21 protein-coding genes are annotated in these 23,245 nt (G+C 71.8%); 7 read left to right on the forward strand and 14 right to left on the reverse strand.

Annotated elements, in window-relative coordinates:
* Window positions 1-23 precede the first annotated feature (23 nt).
* Complete coding sequence (gene nucS / locus AB0G63_RS23615) at window positions 24-695, reverse strand: endonuclease NucS (protein WP_351898933.1); 672 nt, start codon at window positions 693-695, stop codon at window positions 24-26.
* A gap of 298 nt (window positions 696-993) precedes the next feature.
* Here nucS and AB0G63_RS23620 point away from each other — a divergent pair, with 298 nt between their 5' ends.
* Complete coding sequence (locus tag AB0G63_RS23620; protein WP_030656147.1) at window positions 994-1,386, forward strand: SCO5389 family protein; 393 nt, start codon at window positions 994-996, stop codon at window positions 1,384-1,386.
* A gap of 86 nt (window positions 1,387-1,472) precedes the next feature.
* On the opposite strand, the gene AB0G63_RS23625 is transcribed toward AB0G63_RS23620, so the two are convergent.
* Window positions 1,473-2,501: an LLM class flavin-dependent oxidoreductase gene (locus AB0G63_RS23625; RefSeq protein ID WP_360753525.1), complete on the reverse strand. Its 1,029-nt coding sequence runs from the start codon at window positions 2,499-2,501 to the stop codon at window positions 1,473-1,475.
* 222 nt (window positions 2,502-2,723) lie between these two features.
* On the opposite strand from AB0G63_RS23625, the gene AB0G63_RS23630 reads away from it, so the two are divergent.
* Window positions 2,724-3,053 (forward strand): ATP/GTP-binding protein, encoded by a 330-nt coding sequence (locus AB0G63_RS23630; RefSeq protein ID WP_360753528.1) that lies wholly within the window; start codon window positions 2,724-2,726, stop codon window positions 3,051-3,053.
* A gap of 43 nt (window positions 3,054-3,096) precedes the next feature.
* On the opposite strand, the gene AB0G63_RS23635 is transcribed toward AB0G63_RS23630, so the two are convergent.
* From AB0G63_RS23635 to mce, 7 genes are all read right to left on the reverse strand, one after another.
* Entirely contained in the window at window positions 3,097-3,975 is an 879-nt protein-coding gene (locus tag AB0G63_RS23635; protein ID WP_360753530.1) for an ABC transporter permease, read from the reverse strand.
* Entirely contained in the window at window positions 3,972-5,357 is a 1,386-nt protein-coding gene (locus tag AB0G63_RS23640; RefSeq protein WP_360753532.1) for an ABC transporter ATP-binding protein, read from the reverse strand. Before AB0G63_RS23640 ends, AB0G63_RS23635 begins: the two co-directional genes overlap by 4 nt.
* 102 nt (window positions 5,358-5,459) lie before the next feature.
* On the reverse strand, window positions 5,460-6,230 hold the full coding sequence (locus AB0G63_RS23645) for an ABC transporter permease (protein WP_360753535.1): 771 nt from the start codon (window positions 6,228-6,230) through the stop codon (window positions 5,460-5,462).
* Complete coding sequence (locus AB0G63_RS23650) at window positions 6,227-7,213, reverse strand: ATP-binding cassette domain-containing protein (protein WP_360753538.1); 987 nt, start codon at window positions 7,211-7,213, stop codon at window positions 6,227-6,229. Before AB0G63_RS23650 ends, AB0G63_RS23645 begins: the two co-directional genes overlap by 4 nt.
* A 248-nt stretch (window positions 7,214-7,461) precedes the next feature.
* Window positions 7,462-8,400 carry a cellulose-binding protein gene (locus AB0G63_RS23655; protein ID WP_360753541.1) on the reverse strand — a complete coding sequence of 313 codons (939 nt, stop codon included), beginning with the start codon at window positions 8,398-8,400 and terminating at the stop codon, window positions 7,462-7,464.
* 247 nt (window positions 8,401-8,647) lie between these two features.
* Window positions 8,648-12,562 carry a polarized growth protein Scy gene (gene scy / locus AB0G63_RS23660; protein WP_360753543.1) on the reverse strand — a complete coding sequence of 1,305 codons (3,915 nt, stop codon included), beginning with the start codon at window positions 12,560-12,562 and terminating at the stop codon, window positions 8,648-8,650.
* Window positions 12,563-12,771: 209 nt separating this feature from the next.
* A complete protein-coding gene (gene mce / locus AB0G63_RS23665) occupies window positions 12,772-13,212 on the reverse strand; it encodes a methylmalonyl-CoA epimerase (protein ID WP_360753545.1) in 441 nt (146 codons plus the stop codon).
* 149 nt (window positions 13,213-13,361) lie between these two features.
* Between mce and AB0G63_RS23670 the strand changes: the two genes are divergently transcribed.
* Together AB0G63_RS23670 and meaB are read left to right on the forward strand one after the other, a co-directional pair.
* Window positions 13,362-14,561 (forward strand): acetyl-CoA C-acetyltransferase, encoded by a 1,200-nt coding sequence (locus AB0G63_RS23670; RefSeq protein ID WP_360753548.1) that lies wholly within the window; start codon window positions 13,362-13,364, stop codon window positions 14,559-14,561.
* Window positions 14,562-14,607: 46 nt separating this feature from the next.
* Window positions 14,608-15,564, forward strand: a complete 957-nt coding sequence (gene meaB / locus AB0G63_RS23675) for a methylmalonyl Co-A mutase-associated GTPase MeaB (RefSeq protein WP_360753625.1) — start codon at window positions 14,608-14,610, stop codon at window positions 15,562-15,564.
* Between the two features lie 208 nt (window positions 15,565-15,772).
* Here the strand turns inward: meaB and AB0G63_RS23680 are convergent, their stop codons facing one another.
* Window positions 15,773-16,441 (reverse strand): ScbR family autoregulator-binding transcription factor, encoded by a 669-nt coding sequence (locus AB0G63_RS23680; protein WP_360753550.1) that lies wholly within the window; start codon window positions 16,439-16,441, stop codon window positions 15,773-15,775.
* A 369-nt stretch (window positions 16,442-16,810) separates the two neighbouring features.
* On the opposite strand from AB0G63_RS23680, the gene AB0G63_RS23685 reads away from it, so the two are divergent.
* Window positions 16,811-17,692, forward strand: a complete 882-nt coding sequence (locus tag AB0G63_RS23685; RefSeq protein WP_360753553.1) for an AfsR/SARP family transcriptional regulator — start codon at window positions 16,811-16,813, stop codon at window positions 17,690-17,692.
* 201 nt (window positions 17,693-17,893) lie between these two features.
* Here the strand turns inward: AB0G63_RS23685 and AB0G63_RS23690 are convergent, their stop codons facing one another.
* Entirely contained in the window at window positions 17,894-18,043 is a 150-nt protein-coding gene (locus AB0G63_RS23690; protein WP_360753556.1) for a hypothetical protein, read from the reverse strand.
* A gap of 357 nt (window positions 18,044-18,400) precedes the next feature.
* On the opposite strand from AB0G63_RS23690, the gene AB0G63_RS23695 reads away from it, so the two are divergent.
* Entirely contained in the window at window positions 18,401-19,810 is a 1,410-nt protein-coding gene (locus AB0G63_RS23695) for a DHA2 family efflux MFS transporter permease subunit (protein ID WP_360753559.1), read from the forward strand.
* Between the two features lie 79 nt (window positions 19,811-19,889).
* Window positions 19,890-20,993, forward strand: coding sequence for a Gfo/Idh/MocA family oxidoreductase (locus AB0G63_RS23700; RefSeq protein ID WP_360753561.1), 1,104 nt, complete (start codon window positions 19,890-19,892; stop codon window positions 20,991-20,993).
* Between the two features lie 237 nt (window positions 20,994-21,230).
* Here AB0G63_RS23700 and AB0G63_RS23705 read toward each other — a convergent pair whose 3' ends face one another.
* The 3 genes from AB0G63_RS23705 to AB0G63_RS23715 form a co-directional block, all read right to left on the reverse strand.
* Window positions 21,231-21,707: a MarR family transcriptional regulator gene (locus AB0G63_RS23705; RefSeq protein ID WP_360753564.1), complete on the reverse strand. Its 477-nt coding sequence runs from the start codon at window positions 21,705-21,707 to the stop codon at window positions 21,231-21,233.
* Between the two features lie 93 nt (window positions 21,708-21,800).
* Entirely contained in the window at window positions 21,801-22,598 is a 798-nt protein-coding gene (locus AB0G63_RS23710; RefSeq protein ID WP_360753567.1) for an AIM24 family protein, read from the reverse strand.
* On the reverse strand, window positions 22,595-23,245 hold the full coding sequence (locus AB0G63_RS23715) for an AIM24 family protein (RefSeq protein ID WP_360753570.1): 651 nt from the start codon (window positions 23,243-23,245) through the stop codon (window positions 22,595-22,597). Before AB0G63_RS23715 ends, AB0G63_RS23710 begins: the two co-directional genes overlap by 4 nt.

Genomic DNA, 23,245 nt, shown 5'->3' on the forward strand with positions numbered 1-23,245 from the left:
GGACCCGGCCCCTGGAAGCGGCCTCAGAACAGCCGCAGCTTGTCGTCCTCGATGCCGCGCAGGGCGTCGTAGTCCAGCACCTGGCAGCCGATCCCGCGGTCGGTCGCCAGCACGCGGGCCTGCGGCTTGATCTCCTGGGCCGCGAAGATGCCGCGCACCGGGGCGAGATGGGGATCCCGGTTCAGCAGCTCCAGGTAGCGGGTGAGCTGCTCCACGCCGTCGATCTCGCCGCGCCGCTTGATCTCGACCGCGACGGTCTGCCCCTCGGCGTCCCGGCACAGGATGTCCACCGGTCCGATGGCCGTCATGTACTCGCGGCGGATGAGCGTGTAACCGTCGCCGAGCGTCTCTATGCGGTCGGCGAGCAGTTCCTGGAGGTGCGCTTCCACGCCGTCCTTGATCAGTCCGGGATCCACACCGAGTTCGTGCGACGAATCGTGGAGGATCTCCTCCATCGTGATGATCAGTTTTTCGCCCGCCTTGTTGATCACGGTCCAGACGCCGTCGTCCTCGCCCGTGCCCTCCTTCAGCGTGCACGGCGGGGACATCCAGTTGAGGGGCTTGTAGGCGCGGTCGTCCGCGTGGATGGAGACGCTGCCGTCCGCCTTCACCAGGATCAGGCGGGGTGCCGAGGGGAGGTGGGCGGTGAGCCGGCCCGCGTAGTCGACGGAGCATCGGGCAATGACGAGACGCATGGTCGGCAACGCTACTCGACGCGCGGCGGTGCGCGCGATCTCCCCTGCCCGTCTCCGCCCGCCGCCCGCGGCGGGGGCCCGCCGGCCGCCCTGGTTGTCCCGTAATTGAGCTGTTCGATTGTGGCCGATTGTGTGCCCAACCGGGCCCGGCTATGTACGCGTTCTCCTGGTGCGGTCACCGTCGGTTGCCTACGGTAGTGAACGGGAGGTCGCGATGTGTGTACGCAGCGTGTTGACGGCGCGAGCTCCCTTACCTGTCCGGCAACCCCTGCTCTTCGGGGGTGCGAGAGGAGAACCCATGTCGCTCGACGTCTCACCGGCCCTACTCGAACAGGCCGAGCGAGGCGAGGTCGACGAAGCCGCCTTCGTCGACTGCGTCCGGACCTCCCTGCCCTACGCGTGGGAGATGATCAGCTCCCTGGTGGCCCAGCTGAAGGTCGACGGCGGACCGTTCGCCGACAACCAGACGCCTCCGCCGGACGAGCAGGCGCGCGGTCAGCTGCTGCGTGCGCTCGCGAGTGACGCGATACGCGGTGCGCTGCAGCGGCACTTCGGTGTGCGGCTGGCCTTCCAGAACTGCCACCGGGTCGCGGTGTTCCCGCTGGACGCCTCTGTGGACGAGACGCTGGCCCGCTTCACCTCGGTGCGCAGTCAGCTGCTCAACCAGTCTCCGGAGCTCCGGGACTGCTGACCGGCAGCACGCCGTCGGCTTGCCGCTCCGTACGCGGGAGGTGCATTCAGTACCGGGGCGGCAAGCTCCGTGGCGGACAGTCCAGTTCAGCCGAGATGGGGAATTACCTCGGCGCCGAGCCGCCGCACGTTCTCCTCGGTGGCCGCGAGGTCCCCCGAGCCTTCGACGAGCAGCGCGAAGCGGGAGATGCCGGTCCGCTCGCTGGTGGCGGCGAGCCGGTCGGCGCACAGCCGCGGGGTGCCCACCGGGTGCAGCCCGCAGAGCAGTTCGGTGTACGCCACCGGGTCCCGCATCCGGCGGGCGCGGCCGTCCACCGTCACATGGGCCTCCAGCCCCTGCCTGAGCCATCCCGGCATCGCCTTCACCAGCGCCTCCACCGCGTCCGTGCGCCGGTCGGCGATCTGGCAGACGCCGGCCGAGACGTGCCCGGCGCGGTGGACCGCCTCCGCCGGGTGCCCGGCGGCGCACGCCTGTTGCCGCCACAGGGCGATCATCTCGGCCTTCTCCTCGTCCCCGACGTGCATGCCGAGCAGCATCGGCAGCCCGCGCCGGGCGGCCAGCCGCACGCTCGACGGCGAGGTGCACGCGACGACGACCTCGGGTCCCGGAGCGTCCGTCAGGGACTCCGACGGCCGCGGCACGACGGGCACTTCACGGAAGCTGTAGCGCTTCCCGGTGGCCGCGACCGACGGTTCGCGCAGCCACCGCATCAGCAGATCGAGTGATTCCGGAAACCCCTCCTCGTACGCCGCGACACCCGAGCCGAACACCTCGAGGTCGACCCACGGGCCGCCGCGCCCCACGCCGAGCGAGAACCGCCCGCCGGAGGTGAGGTGCAGCAGCACCGCCTGCTCGCCGAGGGCCACCGGGTGGGCGGTGGGCAGCACGCTGACCGCCGTGCCCACCCGGATGCGGCTGGTGCGGCCGAGCAGCAGCGCCGCCAGGGTGATCGCGGACGGACAGGTGCCGTACGGGACGAAGTGGTGCTCGGCCAGCCAGACCGAGTCCAGCCCCGCCTCCTCCGCGACCTCGGCCGAGCGGACCGCGCGGTGCAGCGCCTCCCCATGGCCCTGCCCCGGGAACTGGGCCGCCAACACGAAACTTCCGACGTGCATGTGCTTTTCCTGCTTCCTTGGCTCCGACGCGGAGCTCCCCCACCCGGCATAACCGTGTGACACGTGCCGAGGACACGGCCTGGCGAGGAGATTTGCGGATTGTCTGCAGAAATCGGCGACCGTGGCGGGGGACTTGCGGGGACCGGCGCCCTCCGCGTACCCCCGTCCGGCCCGCGTACGCTGGACACGAGCCCTGTTTCCCGCAGCCCGGTGAGGTGTTCTGTGTCCCCGCGTCGCAACCGACCCAAGGGAACCGGCTCGTCCGGCCCCAGCGCCGAGGACGACCGGTCCCGCTACGGCGGCTGGCAGTCCAGCGAGAGCTGGCAGGGCGAGGCCTGGAGCGTGCGCCATGTGGCGGGCGCGAGCGCGCAGGGCAAGACGTACCGCTGCCCCGGCTGCGACCAGATGATCCCCTCCGGCGTCCCGCACGTGGTGGCCTGGCCGGAGCACGCGGGCGTCGACGACCGGCGGCACTGGCACAAGGCCTGCTGGAACGCGAAGGACCGCCGCACCACCCGGGTGCAGCGGTCCCGCAACGCGCCCCGCTTCTAGGGTCCTGGGCAGTCCCAGGCTCTCGCGTGCCTCGGGTACGTCCTCACACGTCCCGCTGCTGCAACAGCGCCACCGCGCCGCCGTACGCGACGGCGGTCACGCCGACGGCGATCCACAGCGGGTCCCAGCCGGACGGTCCGGAGTCGCTGAGGGAGGTCGAGTAGAAGACGCTCATCTGGCTCGGGATCGAGTACTCGAACAGCGCCTGGCGCAGGCCCTCCAGGCTCTGCGAGAACATGAACAGGGCGATCACCAGTGGCGCCAGCACCAGGCCGATCATGATGGTGATCGCGCCGGCCGAGTGCCGGATGATCGAGCCGACGACGAGCGACAGCAGGCCGAGCAGGGCGATGTAGAGCGAGATGCCGAGGGTGGCCTTGAGCCACTCCGCCTGGGTCGGTTCCCGGGCGCCGTCCAGCAGCGCGACGTCCGCCAGGGCGACCAGGAGCACCGAGGCGAGCGTGACGGTGAACGCGACCGCGAAAAACACGATCGACTTCGCCGCCAGCACCCGCGTCCGCGACGGGCACGCGGTCATCGTCGTCCGGATCATGCCCGTGCCGTACTCCGAGGCCGTGGTGAGCACGCCGAGCGTCATGATGCACATGCTGCCCAGCAGCAGCCCGAAGACGCCGAACGACAGCGGGTTCTCCCCGGCCAGTTCGCCCCCCGAGGCGTTGGCGGACACCAGCGCCGCGGTCAGCAGCCCGATGCCGACGACGAGCAGCACGAACACGCCCAGCGTCCACATCGTCGAGCGCACGGACCGGATCTTCGTCCACTCCGAGGCGACCGCGTGCCCGAGGTGCGCGCGCACGACCGGGATCGGCGAGGTGTAGCCGGGGTATGGCGAACCGGGCGCGGGCGCCGCCTGCCAGTGGGGAGCGGCGGCCTGCGGCGTCGGGGGCTGGGGCGTGCTCATCGGGCGTCCTCGGGCTCGGGCTCGGGCTTGGGCTCGGGCTTGGTCAGGTCGGGGGCGGGAGCGGGAGCGGGGGCGGGGGCGGCCGCGGGCGCGGCGGGCGCGGGGCTCGCCTCGGCGGGCGCGGCCGCGGGCGCGGCGGGCGGTTCCGGCGCCTGGGCCGCGGGGGCCGGCTGCGCGGCCTGCGCGGGCGGCTGTGCGGGTGCCTGCGGGCTCTGCTGCGCCGGCTGCGCGTACGGGTTCGGCTGACCCGCGTACGGCGCTCCCGGCGCTCCGGGAGCGCCGTACGGCCCGGAGGCCGGCTGCCCGGCGCCGTACGGGCCCGGCGCGCCCTGCGGCGGTGCGAACGGCTGGCCGCCCTGCTGGGGCGGCGGCGGGGCGTACCAGCCGGGCTGGCCCTGGCCGGGCACCGGCACCGGCGGCTGCACGCCCGGCGGGAGGGGCTGCATCAGCCCCTCCCGCTGATCGGTCGTCGAGCGGTAGTCGACGGCCGCCTGCGTCATCCGCATGTACGCCTCCTCCAGCGAGGCCTGATGCGGCGACAGCTCCCACAGGCGCACGTCGGTGTCGTGCGCGATGTCGCTGATGCGGGGCAGCGGCAGCCCCGTCACGCGCAGCGCGCCGTCCTGCTCGGGCAGCACGTGCCCGCCCGCCTCGGTGAGCGCGGAGGTCAGCTTCTCGCGCAGCTGCGGCTCGGTGTCGGGGGTGCGCACCCGCGCGAAACCGGCGGAGTTCGCCGCGATGAAGTCCTGCACGCCCATGTCGGCGAGCAGCTGCCCGCGGCCGATGACGATGAGGTGGTCGGCCGTCAGCGCCATCTCGCTCATCAGATGGGAGGAGACGAAGACCGTACGGCCCTCCGCCGCGAGCGCCTTCATCAGGTTGCGCACCCAGAGGATGCCCTCGGGGTCGAGGCCGTTGACCGGTTCGTCGAACAGCAGCACCTGGGGGTCGCCGAGCAGGGCGGCGGCGATGCCGAGCCGCTGGCCCATGCCGAGGGAGAAGCCCTTGGACCGTCTCCGGGCCACGTCCTGCAGGCCGACCACGCCCAGCACCTCGTCCACCCGCCGGGCCGGGATGCCGGACAGCTGGGCCAGGCTCAGCAGATGACTGCGCGCCGACCGGCCGCCGTGCACGGCCTTCGCGTCGAGCAGCGCGCCCACCTGGCGGGGGGCGTTGGGCAGCTTGCGGTACGGGTAGCCGCCGATCGTCACCCGCCCCGCCGTGGGGTTGTCCAGGCCCAGGATCATCCGCATCGTGGTCGACTTGCCGGAGCCGTTGGGCCCCAGGAAGCCGGTGACGGCACCGGGTCGCACCTGGAACGAGAGGTTGTACACAGCGGTCTTGTCGCCGTAGCGCTTGGTCAGGCCGACTGCCTCGATCATGCTCCGCACCCATCGAAAGGTTCAGGACAGCGGGGCACGTGCCCCCCGTAAGAGTTAGGAGGATATCGAGCCGCTGACGGTTCCGCCCAAGGGCGGGTAAAGTCACGCGTCCCGTCTCCTGAGCAGTGCGTAGCCGCCCGCCAGTGCGGCGGCCGTCCACAGCACCATGATGGCGAGGCCGCCCCAGGGCCCGTACGGGGTGTCGTCGGCGACCGGCGTGACCACCCGCATGATCCGGCTGCCGGCCTGGTCGGGCAGGTAGCGGCCGACCTTCTTCGTCGCGTCGACGTTCCCCAGGATGTTGGAGATCAGGAAGAAGAACGGCATCAGGATGCCCAGCGACAGCATCGGCGAGCGCAGCATCGTGGCGACGCCCATCGAGAACACCGTGATGAGGGTCATGTAGAGGCCGCCGCCGACCACCGCGCGCAGCACGTGCGGGTCGCCGATCGACACCTGGCGCGAGCCGAGCATCGCCTGGCCGAGGAAGAAGGCGGCGAAGCTGGTGACCATGGAAACGGCCAGCGCGAGGCCGGTGGCGACGGCCAGCTTGCTGAACAGGAAGGTGCCGCGCTGCGGCACGGCGGCCAGCGAGGTGCGGATCATGCCGGTGCTGTACTCGTTGGAGACGACCAGCACACCGAACACGATCATCGCGAGCTGTCCGAGGCTCATGCCGGCGAAGCTGATGTAGGTCGGGTCGAAGCTAAGCCGGTCCCGCTCGCTCATCGAGTCGAACCCCTTGTCCGACAGGGCGGAGATCAGCATGCCGAGGGCGATCGTGACGACCACGGCCAGGGACAGCGTCCACACCGTGGACGCCACCGACCGGATCTTGGTCCACTCGGACCGGATGACCTGGGTCGCGGTCATGCCCGGCTCCTCCTCCAGTCGTCGCCCCGCCCCCAGGCCGCGGCGGGGGGCGTCCCCGGCTGCGGCGCGGGCTCGGGACCGGTGTGTGCGTGGTACTCGACCGACTCCGCGGTCAGCCGCATGAACGCCTCCTCCAGGGAGGCCTGCCGGGGGCTCAGTTCGTGCAGCGTGATCTCGTGCCGTGCCGCCAGTTCGCCGATCTGCTCGGCCTTGCCGCCGTCGATCTCCAGCGCCCCGCCCGCGGCCTCGACGGCGGTGATCCCGGCGTCGTGCAGCATGTCGAGCAGCCGCTCGCGCTGCGGGGAGCGGACCCGGACGTACGAACGCGAGTTGCGGTCGATGAAGTCGGCCATGGAGGTGTCGGCGAGCAGCCGTCCCTGCCCGATGACGACGAGGTGGTCGGCGGTCAGCGCCATCTCGCTCATCAGGTGGCTGGAGACGAACACCGTGCGGCCCTGCGCGGCCAGCGATTTCATCAGCGTGCGGATCCAGTGGATGCCCTCGGGGTCGAGGCCGTTGACCGGCTCGTCGAACATCAGGATCCGCGGGTCGCCGAGCAGCGCGCCCGCGATGCCCAGCCGCTGCCCCATGCCGAGCGAGAACCCCTTGGCCTTCTTCCGCGCGACCGCGGTGAGGCCGACGGTGTCGAGCACCTCGGCCACCCGCCGCCGGGGGATGCCGTTGCTCTGCGCGAGGCACAGCAGGTGGTTGAAGGCGCTGCGCCCGCCGTGCACGGCCTTGGCGTCGAGCAGGGCGCCGATGTACTTCAGCGGGTCCTTCAGCCGGTCGTAGTGCCTGCCGTCGATGCGCACGTCCCCGGCGGTGGGCCGGTCCAGGCCGAGCATCATCCGCATGGTCGTCGACTTGCCGGCGCCGTTGGGCCCGAGGAAGCCGGTGACGAGCCCCGGTCTGACGGTGAAGGTGAGGTGGTCGACCGCCACCGTCTCGCCGTACCGCTTCGTCAGGTCCTCGAGCTCGATCATGCGGCCACGCTAAGACGGCCCTTCCGGGCCTGCCACCCGAGCCGTTCCGCTCTCCGAGCCGGCCCGTCCCCCGAGCGGTCCCGCCGGCCCGTCCCCCGAGCGGTCCCGCCGGCCCGCCGTACGGGTGGTCGCGCCGGGCCCGCCGCACGGGTGGTCGCGCCGGGCCCGCCGCACGACGGGGCACGCCCGGTGCACGACGAGGCCCGCACCCCCGTGGCGGGGATGCGGGCCTGTGCTGCCGTCAGGGATTACCGGGACTGCTGCGCCGGAACCCCGCGGGAGATCGGCTCGTCGTCCGTGGCCGGCGTGCCGGCGGCGGCCACCGCGGCGCCCGTGAGCGTCGCGAGCATCTCGCGGACGTTCGTCAGCTGGGCGTTGATGCTGTCGCGGCGGTTGGTGAGGGCGGCCAGCTCGCGCTCGGATTCCGAACGGATCCGGTCGGCCTTGGCGTTGGCGTCGGCCACGATGTCCTCGGCCTGGCGCTGGGCGGTCTCCACCGTCTGGCGGGCGCGGCGCTCGGCGTCCGTGCGCAGCTTCTCCGCCTCCAGGCGGAGCTGCTCGGCGCGGTGCTCGATCTCGGCGAGGCGCTTCTCGGCCTTCTGCTGACGCGACGCCAGGTCGCGCTCGGACTGCTCGCGGCGCTTGGCGAGGTTCGTCTCGAAGTCGGCGGCGGCCTGCGCGGCCTTGGCGCGGGTCTCCTCGAAGAGGGCGTCGGCCTCCTCGCGCTTGGACTGCGCGTCCTTCTGGGCCTCGGCGCGCAGCTGCGAGGCGTCACTCTTGGCCTTCTCGACGATCCGGACGCCCTCGTCCTCGGCCTTGGCCTTGCGCTCCGCCGCGAAGGACTCCGCGTCGTTGCGGACCTGCTGGGCCGCGGACTCCGCGAGCTCGCGGTGCTGCTCGGCCGCCCGCCGGGCCTCCTCGCGCAGATCCTTGGCCTCTTCCTCGGCGAGGCGGAGGATCTTCTCCACGCGCGCGCCGAGACCGGCGTACGACGGCTCGGCGTCGCTTACCTGGGCCTGCGCGTTCTGCGTCTCGAGGTGGAGCTCCTCGATGCGCTTTTCCAGAGCGGTGATGCGGGCGAGAGCGCTGTCACGGTCGGAGACGAGCTTGGAGATTCGTTCGTCCACCTGAGCGCGGTCGTACCCACGCCGCACAAGCTCGAAGCCGTAGGGGGAAGTGTCGCTCATGGGGTTCCTGTCGAATGAGACCGGTGAGGTGATAGGGGGAATCCTAGGGGCCGTAGCGGCGTGTCATCGAGCGGATGCGCGTTTGATCTGGAAAATGACACCCCTTTTGAGTGGCTAACCGCCGGACCGCTTGCGGGAGACCCGGCCAAATGCCGCAGAACATACCGCAACGGACCGGCTTCCCCTGCCACCCGACGCCTCGCACTGTCACACCCGATCGCCCGACACCCGGTCAGCCCCACACGCCTCAGCCGTCCGACCCCTTGCCGCCCGAACGGGGGGCGCCCACGACGGCGCCCGCCTTGACCCCGTTGTCCTTGCCGGCCGACGGGGCCTCGAAGGACTCCAGGGCCTCCAGGACGTCCTGGACCCGCGAGATCTCGGCGTTGATGTCCTCGCGTCGGCGCACCAGGACCTCCAGCTCGCGCTTGCCCTCCTCGACCGTGCGCCGGGCCTCGCGGATCGCCTCGGCCTTGAGCTCCTCGGCCTCCCTGATGAGGGTGGCCTTCTTCTGCTCGGCCTCCTTCAGCAGCCCCTCGGCCTTCTTCACGGCGGCGATACGGACCTTGCCCGCCTCGGAGTTGGCCTCCGAGACCAGCTCCTTGGCCTTCGCCTGCGCCTTGGCCAGCTGCTCCTCGGCGGCCTTGATGAGCGCGTCGCAGCGGTCGCCCGTCGACTTCATCGTCTCGGCGACCTCGCGCCGGGCCCGCTCGTGCAGTTCCTCGATCTCGCCGGTGAGGCGGTCGCGCAGCTCCTCCGCCCGCTCCCTGATCGCCGTGGCGTCCCGGCGGGCGCCGACGAGCAGTTCGTCCGCGTCCGCACGGGCCCTCTCGACCAGCGAGTTGCCCTCGACCGTTGCCTCCGACACCAGCCGGTCGGCCTCCTTGCGGGCCGCGCCCACCATGGTGTCGGCCTGCGCCTCGGCGTCCGCGGTGGTCTTGTGCGCCTGCGTCTGCGCCTCGGTGAGCAGCTTGTCGGCCTCGGCCGCGGTCTCCGAGATGAGCGTGTCGACCTGCTCGGCCGCCTCCTGGCGCCGCTTGTTGGCCTCCTTGCGGGCCTCGTCCAGGGTCCGCTCGGCCTCCTCGCGCGCGGCCGCGGTGACCCGTTCGGCCTCCGCCAGCGCCTGGGCCTTGACCCGCCGGGAGTCCTCGCGGATCCGCTCGGCGTGCGCCTGCGCCGCCCCGACCGTCTCCGCGGCCTCGGCACGCAGCCGCTCCGCGTCGCCGGTGGCGTCCGCGATCAGCTTGTCCGCCTGCGCGACCGCCTCGGCCCGCACCCGCTCCGCCTCGGCGGACGTCTCCGACCGCAGCCGGTCGGTCTCGGCGATCGTCTCCGACCGCAGCCGGTCGGTCTCGGCGATCGTCTCGGTGGTGAGCCGCTCGGCCTCGTTGCGGGCCTCGGTGATGAGGGTGTCGGCCTGCGTCGCCGCGTCCGACCGGATGCGGTTGGCGTCCTCGCGGGCGTCCGCGCGGGTGCGGGCGGCCGCCTGGTCGGCCTCGGCGATCTTGTCCGAAGCCTCCGTGCGCGCCCGCTGGGCGTGCTCGGCCGCGTCCGACCGCAGCCGGTCCGCCTCCGCGATCGCGTCCGACACGGTGCGCTCGGCCAGCGCCTTGGCGGCCTCGGTCTCCTCGCTCGCCTGGCGCCGGATGCGGTTGGCGTCCTCGGTGGCCCGCTCCCGCTCGGCGTAGGCGTCGCCGCGGACCCGGTCCGCCTCCTCCTCCGCCTCGCGCCGGGTGCGGTCCGCCGCGTGCTCGGCGGCGCTGCGCAGCCCGGCGATCTCCTCCTGGGCCTGCTCGTGCAGCCCCGCCACGGAGTCGCGTACCTGCTGGGCGTGCAGCTCGGCCGCCGACACCATCTCGGTGGCGCGCCGGTCGGCCTCCTCGACCAGGCGCACCGCCTCCGCCTGCGCGTCCTCGACGCGCTTGCGCGCCGACGCCAGCAGCTCCTCGCTCTGCTCGCGGGCCCGCTCACGCTCCTGGCCGGCCTCCTGGCGGGCGGCGCCGAGGAGTTCCTCGGCCTCGCGGCGGCGCCGGGCGGCCTCCTCCTGGGCGGCGGCCAGCGTCTCGGACGCCTCCGCGCCGAGCCGCTCGGCGGCGGCCTGCGCCTCCGCCCGGACCCGGTCGGCGCTGTCCTGCGCCTCGGACTTCAGCCGCTCGGCCTCGGCCGCGGCCTCCGACCGCAGGCGTACGGCGACGGCCTCGCCCTCGGCCCGGAACGCGGCCGCGTCGGACGCGGCCTCGGTGCGCAGCCGCTCGGCCTCCGCCTCGGCCTGCTGCCGCAGCGTGCGGATCCGCTCGGCGGCCTCGGCGCGCAGCCGTTCGGTCTCCTCGGCGGCCTCCCGCCGGATACGGGTGGCCTCGTCGCGGGCGTCGGCCAGCGACTGCTCGGCGGCGGCGAGGCGCTCCTCGGCCTCCGCGTGCAGCCGCGCCACCTCGTCGGCGGCCTCCGCGCGCCGCGCCTGGACGGTCCGCTCGGTCTCCTCGCGCAGCTCGCGGGCGGCCCGCTCGGCGTCGGCCCGGATGCCCTCCGCCTGCTCGACGACCTCCTCGCGGTGCCGCTCCGCTTCCTGGCGGGTGCGCTGCAGGGTCTCCTCGGCCTGCCGGCGCAGCGTGGTGGCCCGCTCGATGGCCTCGGTGCGGACCTTCTCGCTGTCGGCCGTCGCGGTCTGCCGCAGCTCGTCCGCGTCCGCCTTGGCCTTGGCCAGCAGCTCCTCGGCGGTCTTGGCCGCCTCCTCGATCTGCTGGACGGCCTCCTTGCGGGCCTCCGCGCGGATCTTCTCGCCCTCGGCGACCGCGTCGGCGCGCAGCTGCTCGGCCTCGCCGCGCAGCCGGCGGGCCTCCTCCTGCAGCTCGACCGTCTTGGCGCGGTACTCCTTGGTGTCGTCCTTCGCCGCGCCCTTGAGCTGCTCGGCGATGTCGTGCGCCTCGGCGCGCAGCCGGTCCGCCTCGGCCTCCGCCTCCCGGCGGATCCGCTCGGCCTCCTCGGCGGCGGCCTTGGTGGTGTTACGGGCGTCCGCCTGCGCCTTGTTGAGGACGTCCTCGGCGGTCTTGGCGGCCTTGGACAGCGCGGTCGCGCTCTCCTCGGCGGTGATCGTCCGGGCCTTCTCGGCGGCCTCGGCGAGGAGCTTCTCCGCCGCCGCGCGCGCGTCGGCGACGATCTGCTCGGCCTCCGCCCTGGTGGACTCGGCCTCCTTGGTGGCCTCCTGGACCAGCCGGGCGACCTGCTCCTTCGCGGTGCGGGTGCGGGTCTCGTTCGCCGCCTCGGCACTCGTCAGGGCCTTGGCGGCGGCCTCCTTCGCCTCGGCGACCGTCTTCTCGGCCTCGGCCTGCGCCTTGCGCAGCGCCTCCTCGGCCTGGGCCATGCGCTGCTCGGCGGCCCGGCTCAGCTCCTGGGCCTGGCGGCGGGCGGCGTCCGACTCCGAGAGCGTGGAGCTGCGCAGCTGCTCGGCGTGGTCGGTGGCCTCCTGGGCCTGGGTGGAGGCGGCGTTCAGCAGCCGTTCGGCGTCCGCGCGCGCCCGGCGCAGGATCTGCTCGGCCTCCGCGCGGGCCGCCTCGGCCTCGCTCTGCAGCCGCTGCCGGGCCTCGCTGGTCAGCCGCTCGGCCTCGGCGCGGGCCGCCGCCATGGCCTGCTCTGCCTCGGCGCGCGACTCGTCGAGCAGCCGGCGCGCCTGCGACTCGGTGCGGGCGCGCAACTGCTCCGCCCACGCCACGTTCTCGTTGACGTGCGACTCGACGGTCTGGCGGCGCTCGGCCAGCTCCTGGTCGAGCTGCTGGCGCCGGGTGACGGCCTCCTGGTGCAGCTCCGCCTGCAGCCGGGCGGCCTGCTCGGCGTGCTCCTGGAGGATGCGCTGCGTCTGCGCCCGGGCCTGGCTCAGCTCGCGCTCGGCCTCCATGCGCAGCTGGTCGGCCTGCACCTGCGCGTTGCGCAGCAACTGCTCGGCCTGGTACCCGAGGTCGCCGCCGTCGAAGGCGGGCCGGGACATGATGGTGCGCCGCGCCTCGTGCAGCTTGGCGCGCAGCACCTCGACCTGGTAGCCGAGGTCCTCGGCGTGCTGGATCGCCTTTTCCCGCTCGGTCTTCAGCCGTTTCATCTCGGCTTCGAACCGAGTGAGGTGGTCGACGTCAGCCGCCGGCTCTCGCTCCTGGCTCTCGTAGCCCCGCACTGCGCGGTCCCATCCGTCCCCTGGTCGCAGGTTTCTCCAAACGAGCTCCGTCCATCCGCCGGACGGGGCCCCCGGGGAATGGTGTCAGATCGACGGCGGAGCAGGGGCTGTTGCCCCGACGCTCGCCCCCCGAAACCCGGACCCCGGCATGCGGCCGCCCTCGCGGAGCGGCGGCCGCCCCCAACCCTACCGGCCCATATGTACGAGGGTCAGTGCTCAGGTGACTCAACAGGCGCCGAAGTGACCAGTTCTGTGAGTACGCCGTGGCAATCCTTGGGGTGCAGGAAGGTGATCCGTGACCCCATGGAGCCGCGCCGGGGCTCTTCGTACAGGACGCGTACGCCCTTGTCCTTGATGTCCGCGGCGTCCGCGTCGACGTCCGCGGTGCCGAAGGCGATGTGGTGCACCCCCTCGCCGTTCTTGGCGAGCCACTTCGCGACGGTGGAGTCCTCCCTGGTCGGTTCCAGCAGCTGGAGGTAGGAGGCTCCGCCGTCGGAGGTGTCGTTGATCTTGAGCATGGCCTCGCGGACGCCCTGCTCCTCGTTGACCTCGGAGTGGAAGACCTCGAAGCCGTACGTGGCCCGGTAGAACTCGACGGTGGCGTCGAGGTCGTGGCAGGCGATCCCGATGTGGTCGATTCGCGTCAGCATGTTTTCAGTGCAGCGCGACTGGGATGGTTACGCAACGTGCGCGCGATCACACCGACGGCCCGATGACGTGACGGACCGCACCTCAGTACATTCGAAGTAAACCCTCGTTCACTCCTCGGCAGTGCAGCCGGTAAGGGGAATCACAGCTCATGTCTTCTGGAACGAACACCTCAGTGATCGTCGCGGGCGCCCGGACGCCCATGGGCCGGTTGCTGGGCTCGCTGAAGTCCTTCTCCGGAGCCGACCTCGGCGGCTTCGCGATCAAGGCCGCCCTCGACCGTGCGGGGATCGGTGGCGACCAGGTGCAGTACGTGATCATGGGCCAGGTGCTGCAGGCCGGCGCGGGGCAGATCCCGGCGCGTCAGGCCGCGGTCAAGGCCGGCATCCCGATGAGCGTCCCGGCGCTCACCATCAACAAGGTGTGCCTGTCCGGTCTCGACGCCATCGCGCTGGCCGACCAGCTGATCCGCGCGGGTGAGTTCGACATCGTCGTCGCGGGCGGCCAGGAGTCCATGACCAACGCCCCGCACCTGCTGCCGAAGTCCCGTGAGGGCTACAAGTACGGGGCGATCGAGATGCTCGACGCCATGGCTTACGACGGCCTGACGGACTCCTTCGAGGGCATCGCCATGGGCGAGTCCACGGAGAAGCACAACACGCGCCTCGGCATCAAGCGCCCCGAGCAGGACGAGATCGCCGCCCTGTCCCACCAGCGCGCCGCCGCCGCCCAGAAGAACGGCGTCTTCGAGGCCGAGATCACCCCGGTCGAGATCCCGCAGCGCAAGGGCGAGCCGGTCGTCTTCAGCCAGGACGAGGGCATCCGCGGCGACACCACAGTCGAGTCGCTGGGCAAGCTGCGCCCGGCGTTCACCAAGGACGGCACCATCACGGCCGGCACCTCCTCGCAGATCTCGGACGGCGCGGCGGCCGTGGTCGTGATGAGCAAGGCCAAGGCCCAGGAGCTCGGCCTGGAGTGGATCGCGGAGATCGGCGCCCACGGCAACGTGGCCGGCCCGGACAACTCTTTGCAGTCGCAGCCGTCCAACGCCATCCTGCACGCCCTGAAGAAGGAGGGCCTGAGCGTCGAGGACCTCGACCTGATCGAGATCAACGAGGCCTTCGCGGCGGTCGCGGTCCAGTCAATGAAGGACCTCGGCGTGTCCACGGAAAAGGTGAACGTCAACGGCGGCGCCATCGCCCTCGGTCACCCGATCGGCATGTCCGGCGCCCGGCTCGTGCTGCACCTGGCCCTGGAGCTCAAGCGCCGGGGCGGCGGCGTCGGCGCGGCCGCGCTGTGCGGCGGCGGGGGTCAGGGCGACGCCCTGATCGTCCGGGTGCCCAAGGCCTGACCCTGTCCCAGTACGACGGTACGACTCTGAAGTGAACGGAGCTGTGATGCAGGACGTCTCCTCACTGGTCGCCCAGGCCAGGGAAGGCCGGCCCCGGGCCGTGGCCCGGCTGATCTCCCTGGTGGAGGGGGCGTCCCCACAGCTCAGGGAGGTCATGGCGGCCCTGGCCCCGCTGACCGGCAACGCCTACGTCGTCGGTCTCACCGGCTCGCCCGGTGTCGGCAAGTCGACCTCCACCTCGGCGCTGGTGACGGCGTACCGCAAGCAGGGCAAGCGGGTCGGCGTCCTGGCCGTCGACCCGTCCTCGCCGTTCTCCGGCGGCGCGCTGCTCGGCGACCGGGTGCGCATGTCGGAGCACGCCTCCGACCCCGGCGTCTACATCCGCTCGATGGCCACCCGCGGCCACCTGGGCGGCCTCGCCTGGGCCGCGCCGCAGGCCATCCGCGTGCTGGACGCGGCGGGCTGCGACGTGATCCTCGTGGAGACGGTCGGCGTAGGCCAGTCGGAGGTCGAGATCGCCTCCCAGGCCGACACCTCCGTCGTCCTGCTGGCCCCCGGCATGGGCGACGGCATCCAGGCGGCTAAGGCCGGCATCCTCGAGATCGGCGACGTGTACGTCGTCAACAAGGCCGACCGGGACGGCGCGGACGCCACCGCCCGCGAGCTGAACCACATGCTCGGCCTCGGCGAGTCCCGCGCCCCCGGTGACTGGCGTCCGCCCATCGTCAAGACGGTCGCCGCCCGCGCCGAGGGCGTCGACGAGGTCGTCGAGGCCCTGGAGAAGCACCGGGCGTGGATGGAGGAGCGGGGCGTGCTGGCCGAGCGCCGGCGCGCCCGCGCCGCCCGCGAGGTCGAGACGATCGCGGTGACGGCTTTGCGGGAGCGTATCGGCGATCTGCACGGCGACCGCCGGCTGAGCGCGCTCGCGGAGCGGATCACGGCGGGCGAACTCGACCCCTACCGGGCGGCCGACGAACTGGTGGCGGGCCTGACCCAGGCGTGACCGCGCCGGCTCCGTCCGCCCGCCGGCGCACCGGCTTTCCCGCCGGTGCGCCGACCGGCGTGTTCCGCTGCCCCGGCGCGCCGCGTGCCGGACAGGGCGGCGGCGCAGCAGAACACGGATGCGCGGATCGTCTCGCTCGGGGCGCTCGTCCCCTTCCCCGCGGCCGGCGGCCTCCGCACGGGGGTGCCGAAGACCCTGCCCGGCAGGATCACGGGGAGTCCGGTGCCGGCCTCTGTCCCGCGGCGCCCAGGGGGCGTTCGGCGATCTGGGCGCTGCCTTCCGGGTGGAAGCGGGCCAGCCTGCGCGGTGGCACGATGCCGGGCAGCAGCACCTCCCACATCAGGGTCGTCCGCTCGGACAGGTCCTTTCGGCCGCACAGCACTTGGGAGCTGAGCTGCACTCCGGTCCAGGAGCCGACGATCAGCGCGGCCACCCGCTCGCAGTCGAGATCGGCCTTGACGTCCCCGCGGTGCTGAGCCTCGGTCAGACACTTGCGGAAGATCTCCATCCACTTCGTGTACGGCTCGCTGACGATGCTGGTCTTGGAGCTCTGGTCGGTCACGAGCCGGATCCCGGCCCGCACCCGGACGTTCTCCACCAGCAGCCGCGCCATGTGGTGGAGGATGTCGATGGCTGACTGCAGGCCGGGGTTGTCGAGGTTCTCCATGGGGGCCAGCGCGGAGAACTGCTCGTCGATCAGGTTCTGCGCCAGCTCCTCCTTCGAGGAGAAGTGGAAGTAGAGGGCACCCTTCGTCACCCCGGATTCCCTGACGATGTCGCCGAGGGTGGTGCCGTGGTATCCCTCCGCGTCGAAGACGCGTGCCGCGCCCTCCAGGATGGCGGCCCGGGTGACCTCCGCGCGTTCCTGCCTGGCCATGCGTCCAACCCCTTCGCTGAGTAACCGGAGCCGTGGTCGCGTCGTCCTCCTTCTGGCAGGTCGCGACCCGCTCTCGCCATCAGTTTGCCTGCCCTCCTCGCAAAAAACCAACTAACTGGTACTTTTCGCGCGAACGCTTCACTCGTCGGGGAGCGGAATGAACGTTCCGTGCGTCGGGGTGAGTGGGATGCGTGGATCATCCGACTGTCAGGCATTGCATGAAACCACCTGTGAGCTGCTGTTTCTCTCGGCTCTGGGTGTCACTGCAAGATGTGTGCCGACCTTGACAAACAGGTCGGATGGTTTTTTACTGTGGGCGTCATGCTGGATGCAGCTCCGGCTGCCGCGCCGACCGGGGGTGGCTCTTCCATGCGATTCAACCTGCTCGGCCCTTTAGGAGCGGTCGCCGACGGAAGACCTGTGGAACTCGGCGGATTCAATCAGCGGGCCATCACCGGTTTTCTCCTCCTGCACGCGAACGAGGTCGTACCGACGAGCAAACTGATTCACGCCCTGTGGGGGTACGACAATCCCGCGACGTCCCGGAAGATGGTGCACAACGCCGTTTCCGGGCTGCGCAGGATCATCGAACGGCACGCGCGGCCCGACGGGTCCGTGCGGCTGACGACCATCGCACCCGGCTACCGCCTCAGCGTCGCCGACGGCCACCTGGACCTGTGGCACTTCCGCCGCCAGGTGGACCTCGGCCGCGCCGCACTCGCGGCGGGTCACCGGGAGTCGGGAGTCGCCATGCTGCGCTCGGCGCTCTCGCTGTGGCGCGGGCCGGCCCTCGCCGACCTCGTCGAGTCCGGCATCGCCTGGCCGGAGCTCAAAGCGGTCACCGGACTGCGGATGAGCGTCTTCGAGGACTACGCGCAGGAGCTGCTCAGACGCGGGCAGAGCCACGACATCCTCGGCACGCTCGAGGAGATGGCAGCCGCGGAGCCCACCGGCGAGCGGCTGTGCGGGCTGCTGATGGTGGCCCTCTACCGCTCCGGCCGACAGCACGACGCGCTCGCCGCCTACCAGCGCACCCGGACCGCGCTGCTGGACAACTTCGGACTCGACCCGGGGCACGAGCTGCGGTCCCTGGAACTGGCCATCCTCAACCAGGACCCGGCGCTGACCCCCGAGTCCAGGCCGTACTGGCAGCACACGGCCCGGCGTCCGGCAGGCGTGGGCCGCTGCGAGCACTGCGTCGGCTACGCCCGCCGCACCCGCACGATGCAGCACAGCCGCAGGCATCCGTAGTTACGTCGGGTGGCCCCGGAACGTGAGGGGCTTGCGCCCGTCGCCTGTCCGTGGGCTTCACGCGGCTCCGGGCGGTCACGGCCCCGGTGCGTTCCGCGGGCCAGGAGGACCGCGCCCTCCAGGGAGGAGCGAGCGCCCGGATGGTGGCGCGGAATGCGGCGGACGGGCCTGTGGTGCGTTGCAGGGCGCTGACGTGGTTCGTCACCTGGGCGACGTAGTCGGGACCTGGGCGACGTAGTCGGGCAGGCCGGCCGCGAAGCCGCCGGCGGTGATGACCTCGGGGCGGACCGGTTCGGCCAGGGACGCCACGGCCGCGGTGACCGCGGACGCCCCCGCGGTCACCGTCTCCACCGCCCACCCCTCGCGCTCGGTCCGACGTACGACCCGGCACCCATGCCTTCCGGACGGCCGACGGAGCCAAGGCGGCCGGTGCCCTCCTCGACGCTCTGCGGGATGCCCCGCACCCCGTGCCGGCACCCGTATGGGGTGCCGGTACAGCCGCTGTGACCTGCTCGATTACCGCACGGTTGCCGGAAGGTGGCCGTGCGCGTGGCGTAGTTGATCCACGCGCGGGCGCGAGCGAACGCGTCGGCGGTGAGCGCCGGACTCCGAGCCACGACCACGATGTGACGACGAAAGAAGTGAGTGATGACCCCCCGGACAACAACGGGCCGCTCGCGCGGCCTCGCGCTCAGCATCCTCTGCGCGATGCAGCTCATGATCATCCTTGACGGGACGATCGTCACGGTCGCCCTTCCGACCATCCAGAGCGGGCTCGGCTTCTCCCAGAGCGGCCTGTCCTGGGTGGTGAACTCCTACCTCATCGCCTTCGCCGGACTGCTGCTGCTGTCCGGCCGGCTCGGCGACCTGATCGGCCCGAAGAAGGTCTTCCTCAGCGGCCTGACGACGTTCACCGTCGCCTCCCTGCTGTGCGGCATCGCGAACACCTCGGAGCTGCTCATCGCGGGCCGCTTCCTGCAGGGCGTGGGCGCCGCGCTGGCCTCCGCGGTGGTGCTCGGCATGATCGTCGGCCTGTACCCGGAGCCGGGCGAGCAGGCCAAGGCCATGGGCGTCTACAGCTTCGTCTCGGCGGGCGGCGCCTCGGTCGGCCTGATCGCGGGCGGGGTCATCACCGACGCCCTCGGCTGGCACTGGGTGTTCCTGATCAACCTGCCCATCGGCGTGGTCGCCCTGGTGCTCGGCCTGCGCCAGCCGGCCGCCCAGCCGGGGCTCGGCCTCGGCGCGGGCGCCGACGCGATCGGCGCGGTCCTGGTGACGGTCGGACTGTCGCTGGGCGTCTTCACCATCTCGCAGATCTCCGAGAACCGGTTCAGCACGGGTGAACTGGCGCTCTACGGGGCGGTGGCGGTCCTGCTGCTCGGCGCCTTCGTATGGCGGCAGGCCACAGCCCGGCGTCCGCTGCTGGCGCTGCGCATCTTCCGCAGCCGGGAGATCGTGGGCGCCAACCTCGCCGTGATCCTGGTGTTCGCGGCCGGCTTCGGCTTCCAGTTCCTCAACGCGCTCTACCTGCAGCGGGTGCTGGGCTTCGACTCGATGCAGACCGGGCTGGCGTTCCTGCCGGCGCCGCTGGTGATCGGCACCATGTCGCTGTTCTGCACGGCGAAGCTCACCGGGCGCTTCGGCACCCGGCGGGTGCTGCTGACCGGTCTGCTGCTCCTCGGCGGCGGGCTGCTGCTGCTCAGCAGGGCGCCCGTCGACGGCGACTACTGGGTGGACGTGGCTCCCACCCTCGTCATCCAGGGCTTCGGCATGGGCCTGACCGTGCCGTCGGTCATCATGCGGGCCATGTCGGGCGCGGCCCCCGAGGACGCGGGCCTGGCCTCCGGGCTGAACAACACGGCGCAGCAGGCGGGCGCGGCGGTGGGTCTGGCGGTCCTGGCGACGCTCGCCACCTCGCACAGCAACACCCTGAGGGACCAGGGCCGGTCGCAGCTGCGGGCGCTGCGCGACGGCTACAGCCTGGCCTTCGTGTTCGCCGCCGGCTTCGTGTTCCTGGCCTGGTGCGTGACCTTCCTGGTGCTCAGGGACGCCAAGGAGGCCACCTCCGCGGAGACGCAGGCCGCGGCCGACACCCCGGCCGTGAACGCCCACATCTGACGCGACGCCGGCCAGTCGCAGCGCGCCCCGACCCCAACCCCCAACCCCGAACTCCAGCGCAATCGAAAGAGGTTTCACCGTGGCGGACAGGATCCGAGTGGGAGTCGTCGGCGCACACGCCGAACGGGGGTGGGGCCGTGGCATCCACCTGCCGGCGCTGTCGGCGCTCGAAGACGACTTCGAGATCGTCGCCGTCGCCGGCACGAGCCCCGAGTCGGCACGCGCCGCGGCCGCGGTCTGGGGCGCCGGCCGGGCGTACGACGACGCCCGCGCCCTCATGGCCGACCCGGACGTCGACCTGGTCACGATCGCCGTACAACTGCCGCAGCGCGACGGCCTGGTGGAGGCGGCCGTCGACGCGGGCCGGCACGTCTACAGCGAATGGCCGCTGGCCCTGGACGCGGCGACCGCCGAGCGTTTCGAGGTGAAGGCGCGGGCCGCCGGGGTGCGGCACGCGGTGGGGCTGCAGAGCCGGCATCACCCGGCGGTGCGCCTGCTGCGGGACCTGTTGCGGGAGGGCCTGATCGGCGAGGTGTTGTCGGCGTCGCTGCTGTACTCGCTGAGCACGCCGGAGGTGTGGTCCACGCGGTACGCGGCCCTGTTCGACGAGACGAAGGGCGTCAACCACGTGGCGGTGGTCGGCGGGCACTCGCTGGACATGTTCCAGTACGCCGTCGGGGAGTTCGCCGAGCTGTCCGCGACGCTCACCACCCGGATCGACCGGGTGACGATGCAGGAGACGGGGGAGCGGATCGAGGTGACGTCCCCGGACCAGATCGTGGTCGGCGGCCTGCTCCGCTCGGGGGCGGCCGCGTCGGCTCACTTCATGACCGGCGGCCCACGCGGTGACGGCTTCCGCATCGAGGTGCACGGCCGGAGCGGGCGCCTGGTGCTGGTCTCCTCGGACGACTCCCTGGTCGGCCCGCAGTTCACGCTGACCCACGCCACGGCGAACGGCTCACCCGCGGTGGAGATCCCGGTGCCGGACGCCTACCGGCCGCTGCTGCCGGGGCCGCCGTCCCCGGTGAGCAATGTCGCCCAGGTGTACACGGACCTGGCGCGGGCGATCCGCACGGGCGCCGAGTTCGGGCCCGACTTCACCACCGGGGTGCGCACCCACCGGCTGCTCGACGCCATCAAGTCGGCGGCCCGGCACGGCGGCCGCGAGACCCTCACCCCCTGACCCGCCCCCGCACACACGACCAGGGCCGTCTCCCACGGGAGACGGCCCCTGGCCGTGGGCCGACCCGGCCCCGCATGTCCAGGACAGTAGGCAGGGCGCGGCCACGCCCGGCCACTGCGCGGTGACCGGGTGCCCATCTGCCCGGGCGGCCTCAGCCCAACTCGAAGAACTCCTGGTACAGGGCGATCTGTTCGGCGAGGTCTGTCAGCGGATCGGGGCCGTGCCCCCGCCCGCCGGCTAGGGGCGTCCCCGCTGACCGCGCAGGTGCTCCGCGATCGGCTTCAGGGCCTTGTCGAGTTCCGTCAGGGCCTCGGGGGACAGCAGGTCGATGAAGTGCCTTCGCACGGACGCCACATGGTGGGGCGCCACCTTCTGCATGGTTTCCATGCCGTGCTCGGTGAGGACGGCGTAGAGCCCGCGGCGGTCGGACTCGCAGTTCTCACGCCGGACCAGGTCCGCGTTCTCCATCCGCGTGATCTGGTGGGAGAGGCGGCTCTTGGACTGGAGGGTGGCGGACGCGAGGTCGCTCATCCGCATCCGTACGTCCTCCGACTCGGAGAGGTTCACGAGGATCTCGTAGTCGTTCATTGTCAGGCCGAACGGCTGCAGGTCCTTTTCGAGCTGGTACGTCAACAGCCTGTTGACCTCCAGGTGGGTGCGCCAGGCGCACTGCTCCGCATCGGTCAGCCAGCGCGTGGCCGTCTCGGTCTCCATGAATGAAGTCTACCTAAAAGGTTGAAAGGCGAACTAGTGAGGGGTGGTGTGACTGTGCGCACGCGTTCGATGTCACACTCCGCAGACTACCGCTCACAGCCCGAAGCGGCGCTGGAGGTCGCCCAGCTGTCCGGGAAGGCGCGGTGTGCCGCCCTGCTGTGGGGAGCCTGTGAAGAGCCCCCCGCCGCCGGGCACTCCGGCCTGCTGGGGGGTCGTCCCCGTGGGCTGCTCGGCCATGAGGGTCTCGGTGGACTGCAGCAGCACCGTGCCGGCCCCCACGAACTCGAACTGGTGCTCCTCCCCGGAGGCCCCGCCGAGCCCCGTCAGTGCACGTAGACCGCCCATCACGCCGGTCATGTACCCATGGTCGTAGTGGTGGCACGGAGAGGGGCAGTCGGCCCACCCGACGAGCGCCTGCGGGTCCACCCGGATCGGGGGTTCCATGAACACCACCGGGCCGTTGGAAGCGGCCACGAACTTTCCGGTTCCGATGAGGGTCAGGAACCCGGGCACGATCGACTGCTTGAGTGACAGGCTTGGCTGAAAAGCGAGCAGGTTGCCCGAGCGAATGGTCAGATTGCCGTCCTCGAGGTCATAGGAATTGACGTCGAAGGCCCGGTCGGCGAGGAGCATCTTGCCCGAGCCCTGCGCCACGACCCAGTCGGCGGCGTGCAAAGGCGAATGGAACGCGGTACGGACGAGCCGGTCGAGCCGGCCGTGTCCGATGCCGTCGAACTCGATCGACCCGTAGTAGGCGATCATCTTCCCCTTCTGCAGGAACCACTGGCTCCCCTTGAGCTCCACGCAGAAGGTGTAACTGTTCACGTTGTCGTCGACCGGCAGGGTCATCGGGTCGTGGACCGTGGGACCGGCCCCCGGGTAGGTCGTCACAGCTTCTCCTCCGAGGCCTGCACGTACACCGAACCGTTGCCGCTCAGCTCCAGCTGGAAGGCCTCGCCGGAGCCGCGGCCCACCATGTCCCGCCAGCCCAGCGCCGTGGACAGGCTGTTGCGCACGTCGCCGTGGTGGGCGACGTACGCCTGCGGGTCGACGTGGACCGGCCGCTGCGGGGTGATGGGGACCTCGAACACACCCCCGTGGGCCATCACGGCCACCGCGCCGTGCCCCTTCAGGGTGGTGGTGAACAGGCCCTGGCCGGTGACCTGGCCGCGCACCATGCCCATCACGCCGCCCTGCGAACCCATGAACATCGTGCCCTGCTCGAGCGTGCCCTCGAAGGCGAGCAGACGGTCCGCCTCCACGTACAGCGTGTCGCCGGCGAGGGTGATGACCTGGACGTGGTGGCCGCCGTGACCGAAGAACACGGTGCCGCTGCCCTCCACCGTCATCAGCGGGGTGGCCTCACCCGCGACCCGCCGCCCGATCATGGACATCAGCCCGCCCTGGCCGCCCTGCATATTGGGCGTGAACGACACGTCGCCCTTGTAGGCGAGCATGGCGCCGCGCTGGCTGAACAGCCGCTGGCCCGGCATGACGGTCGCCTCGATCATCTTGGAGTTGATCTCACGCAGAGCCAT

The sequence above is a fragment of the Streptomyces sp. NPDC020996 genome, from assembly GCF_040641355.1.
Taxonomy (GTDB): Bacteria; Actinomycetota; Actinomycetes; order Streptomycetales; family Streptomycetaceae; genus Streptomyces.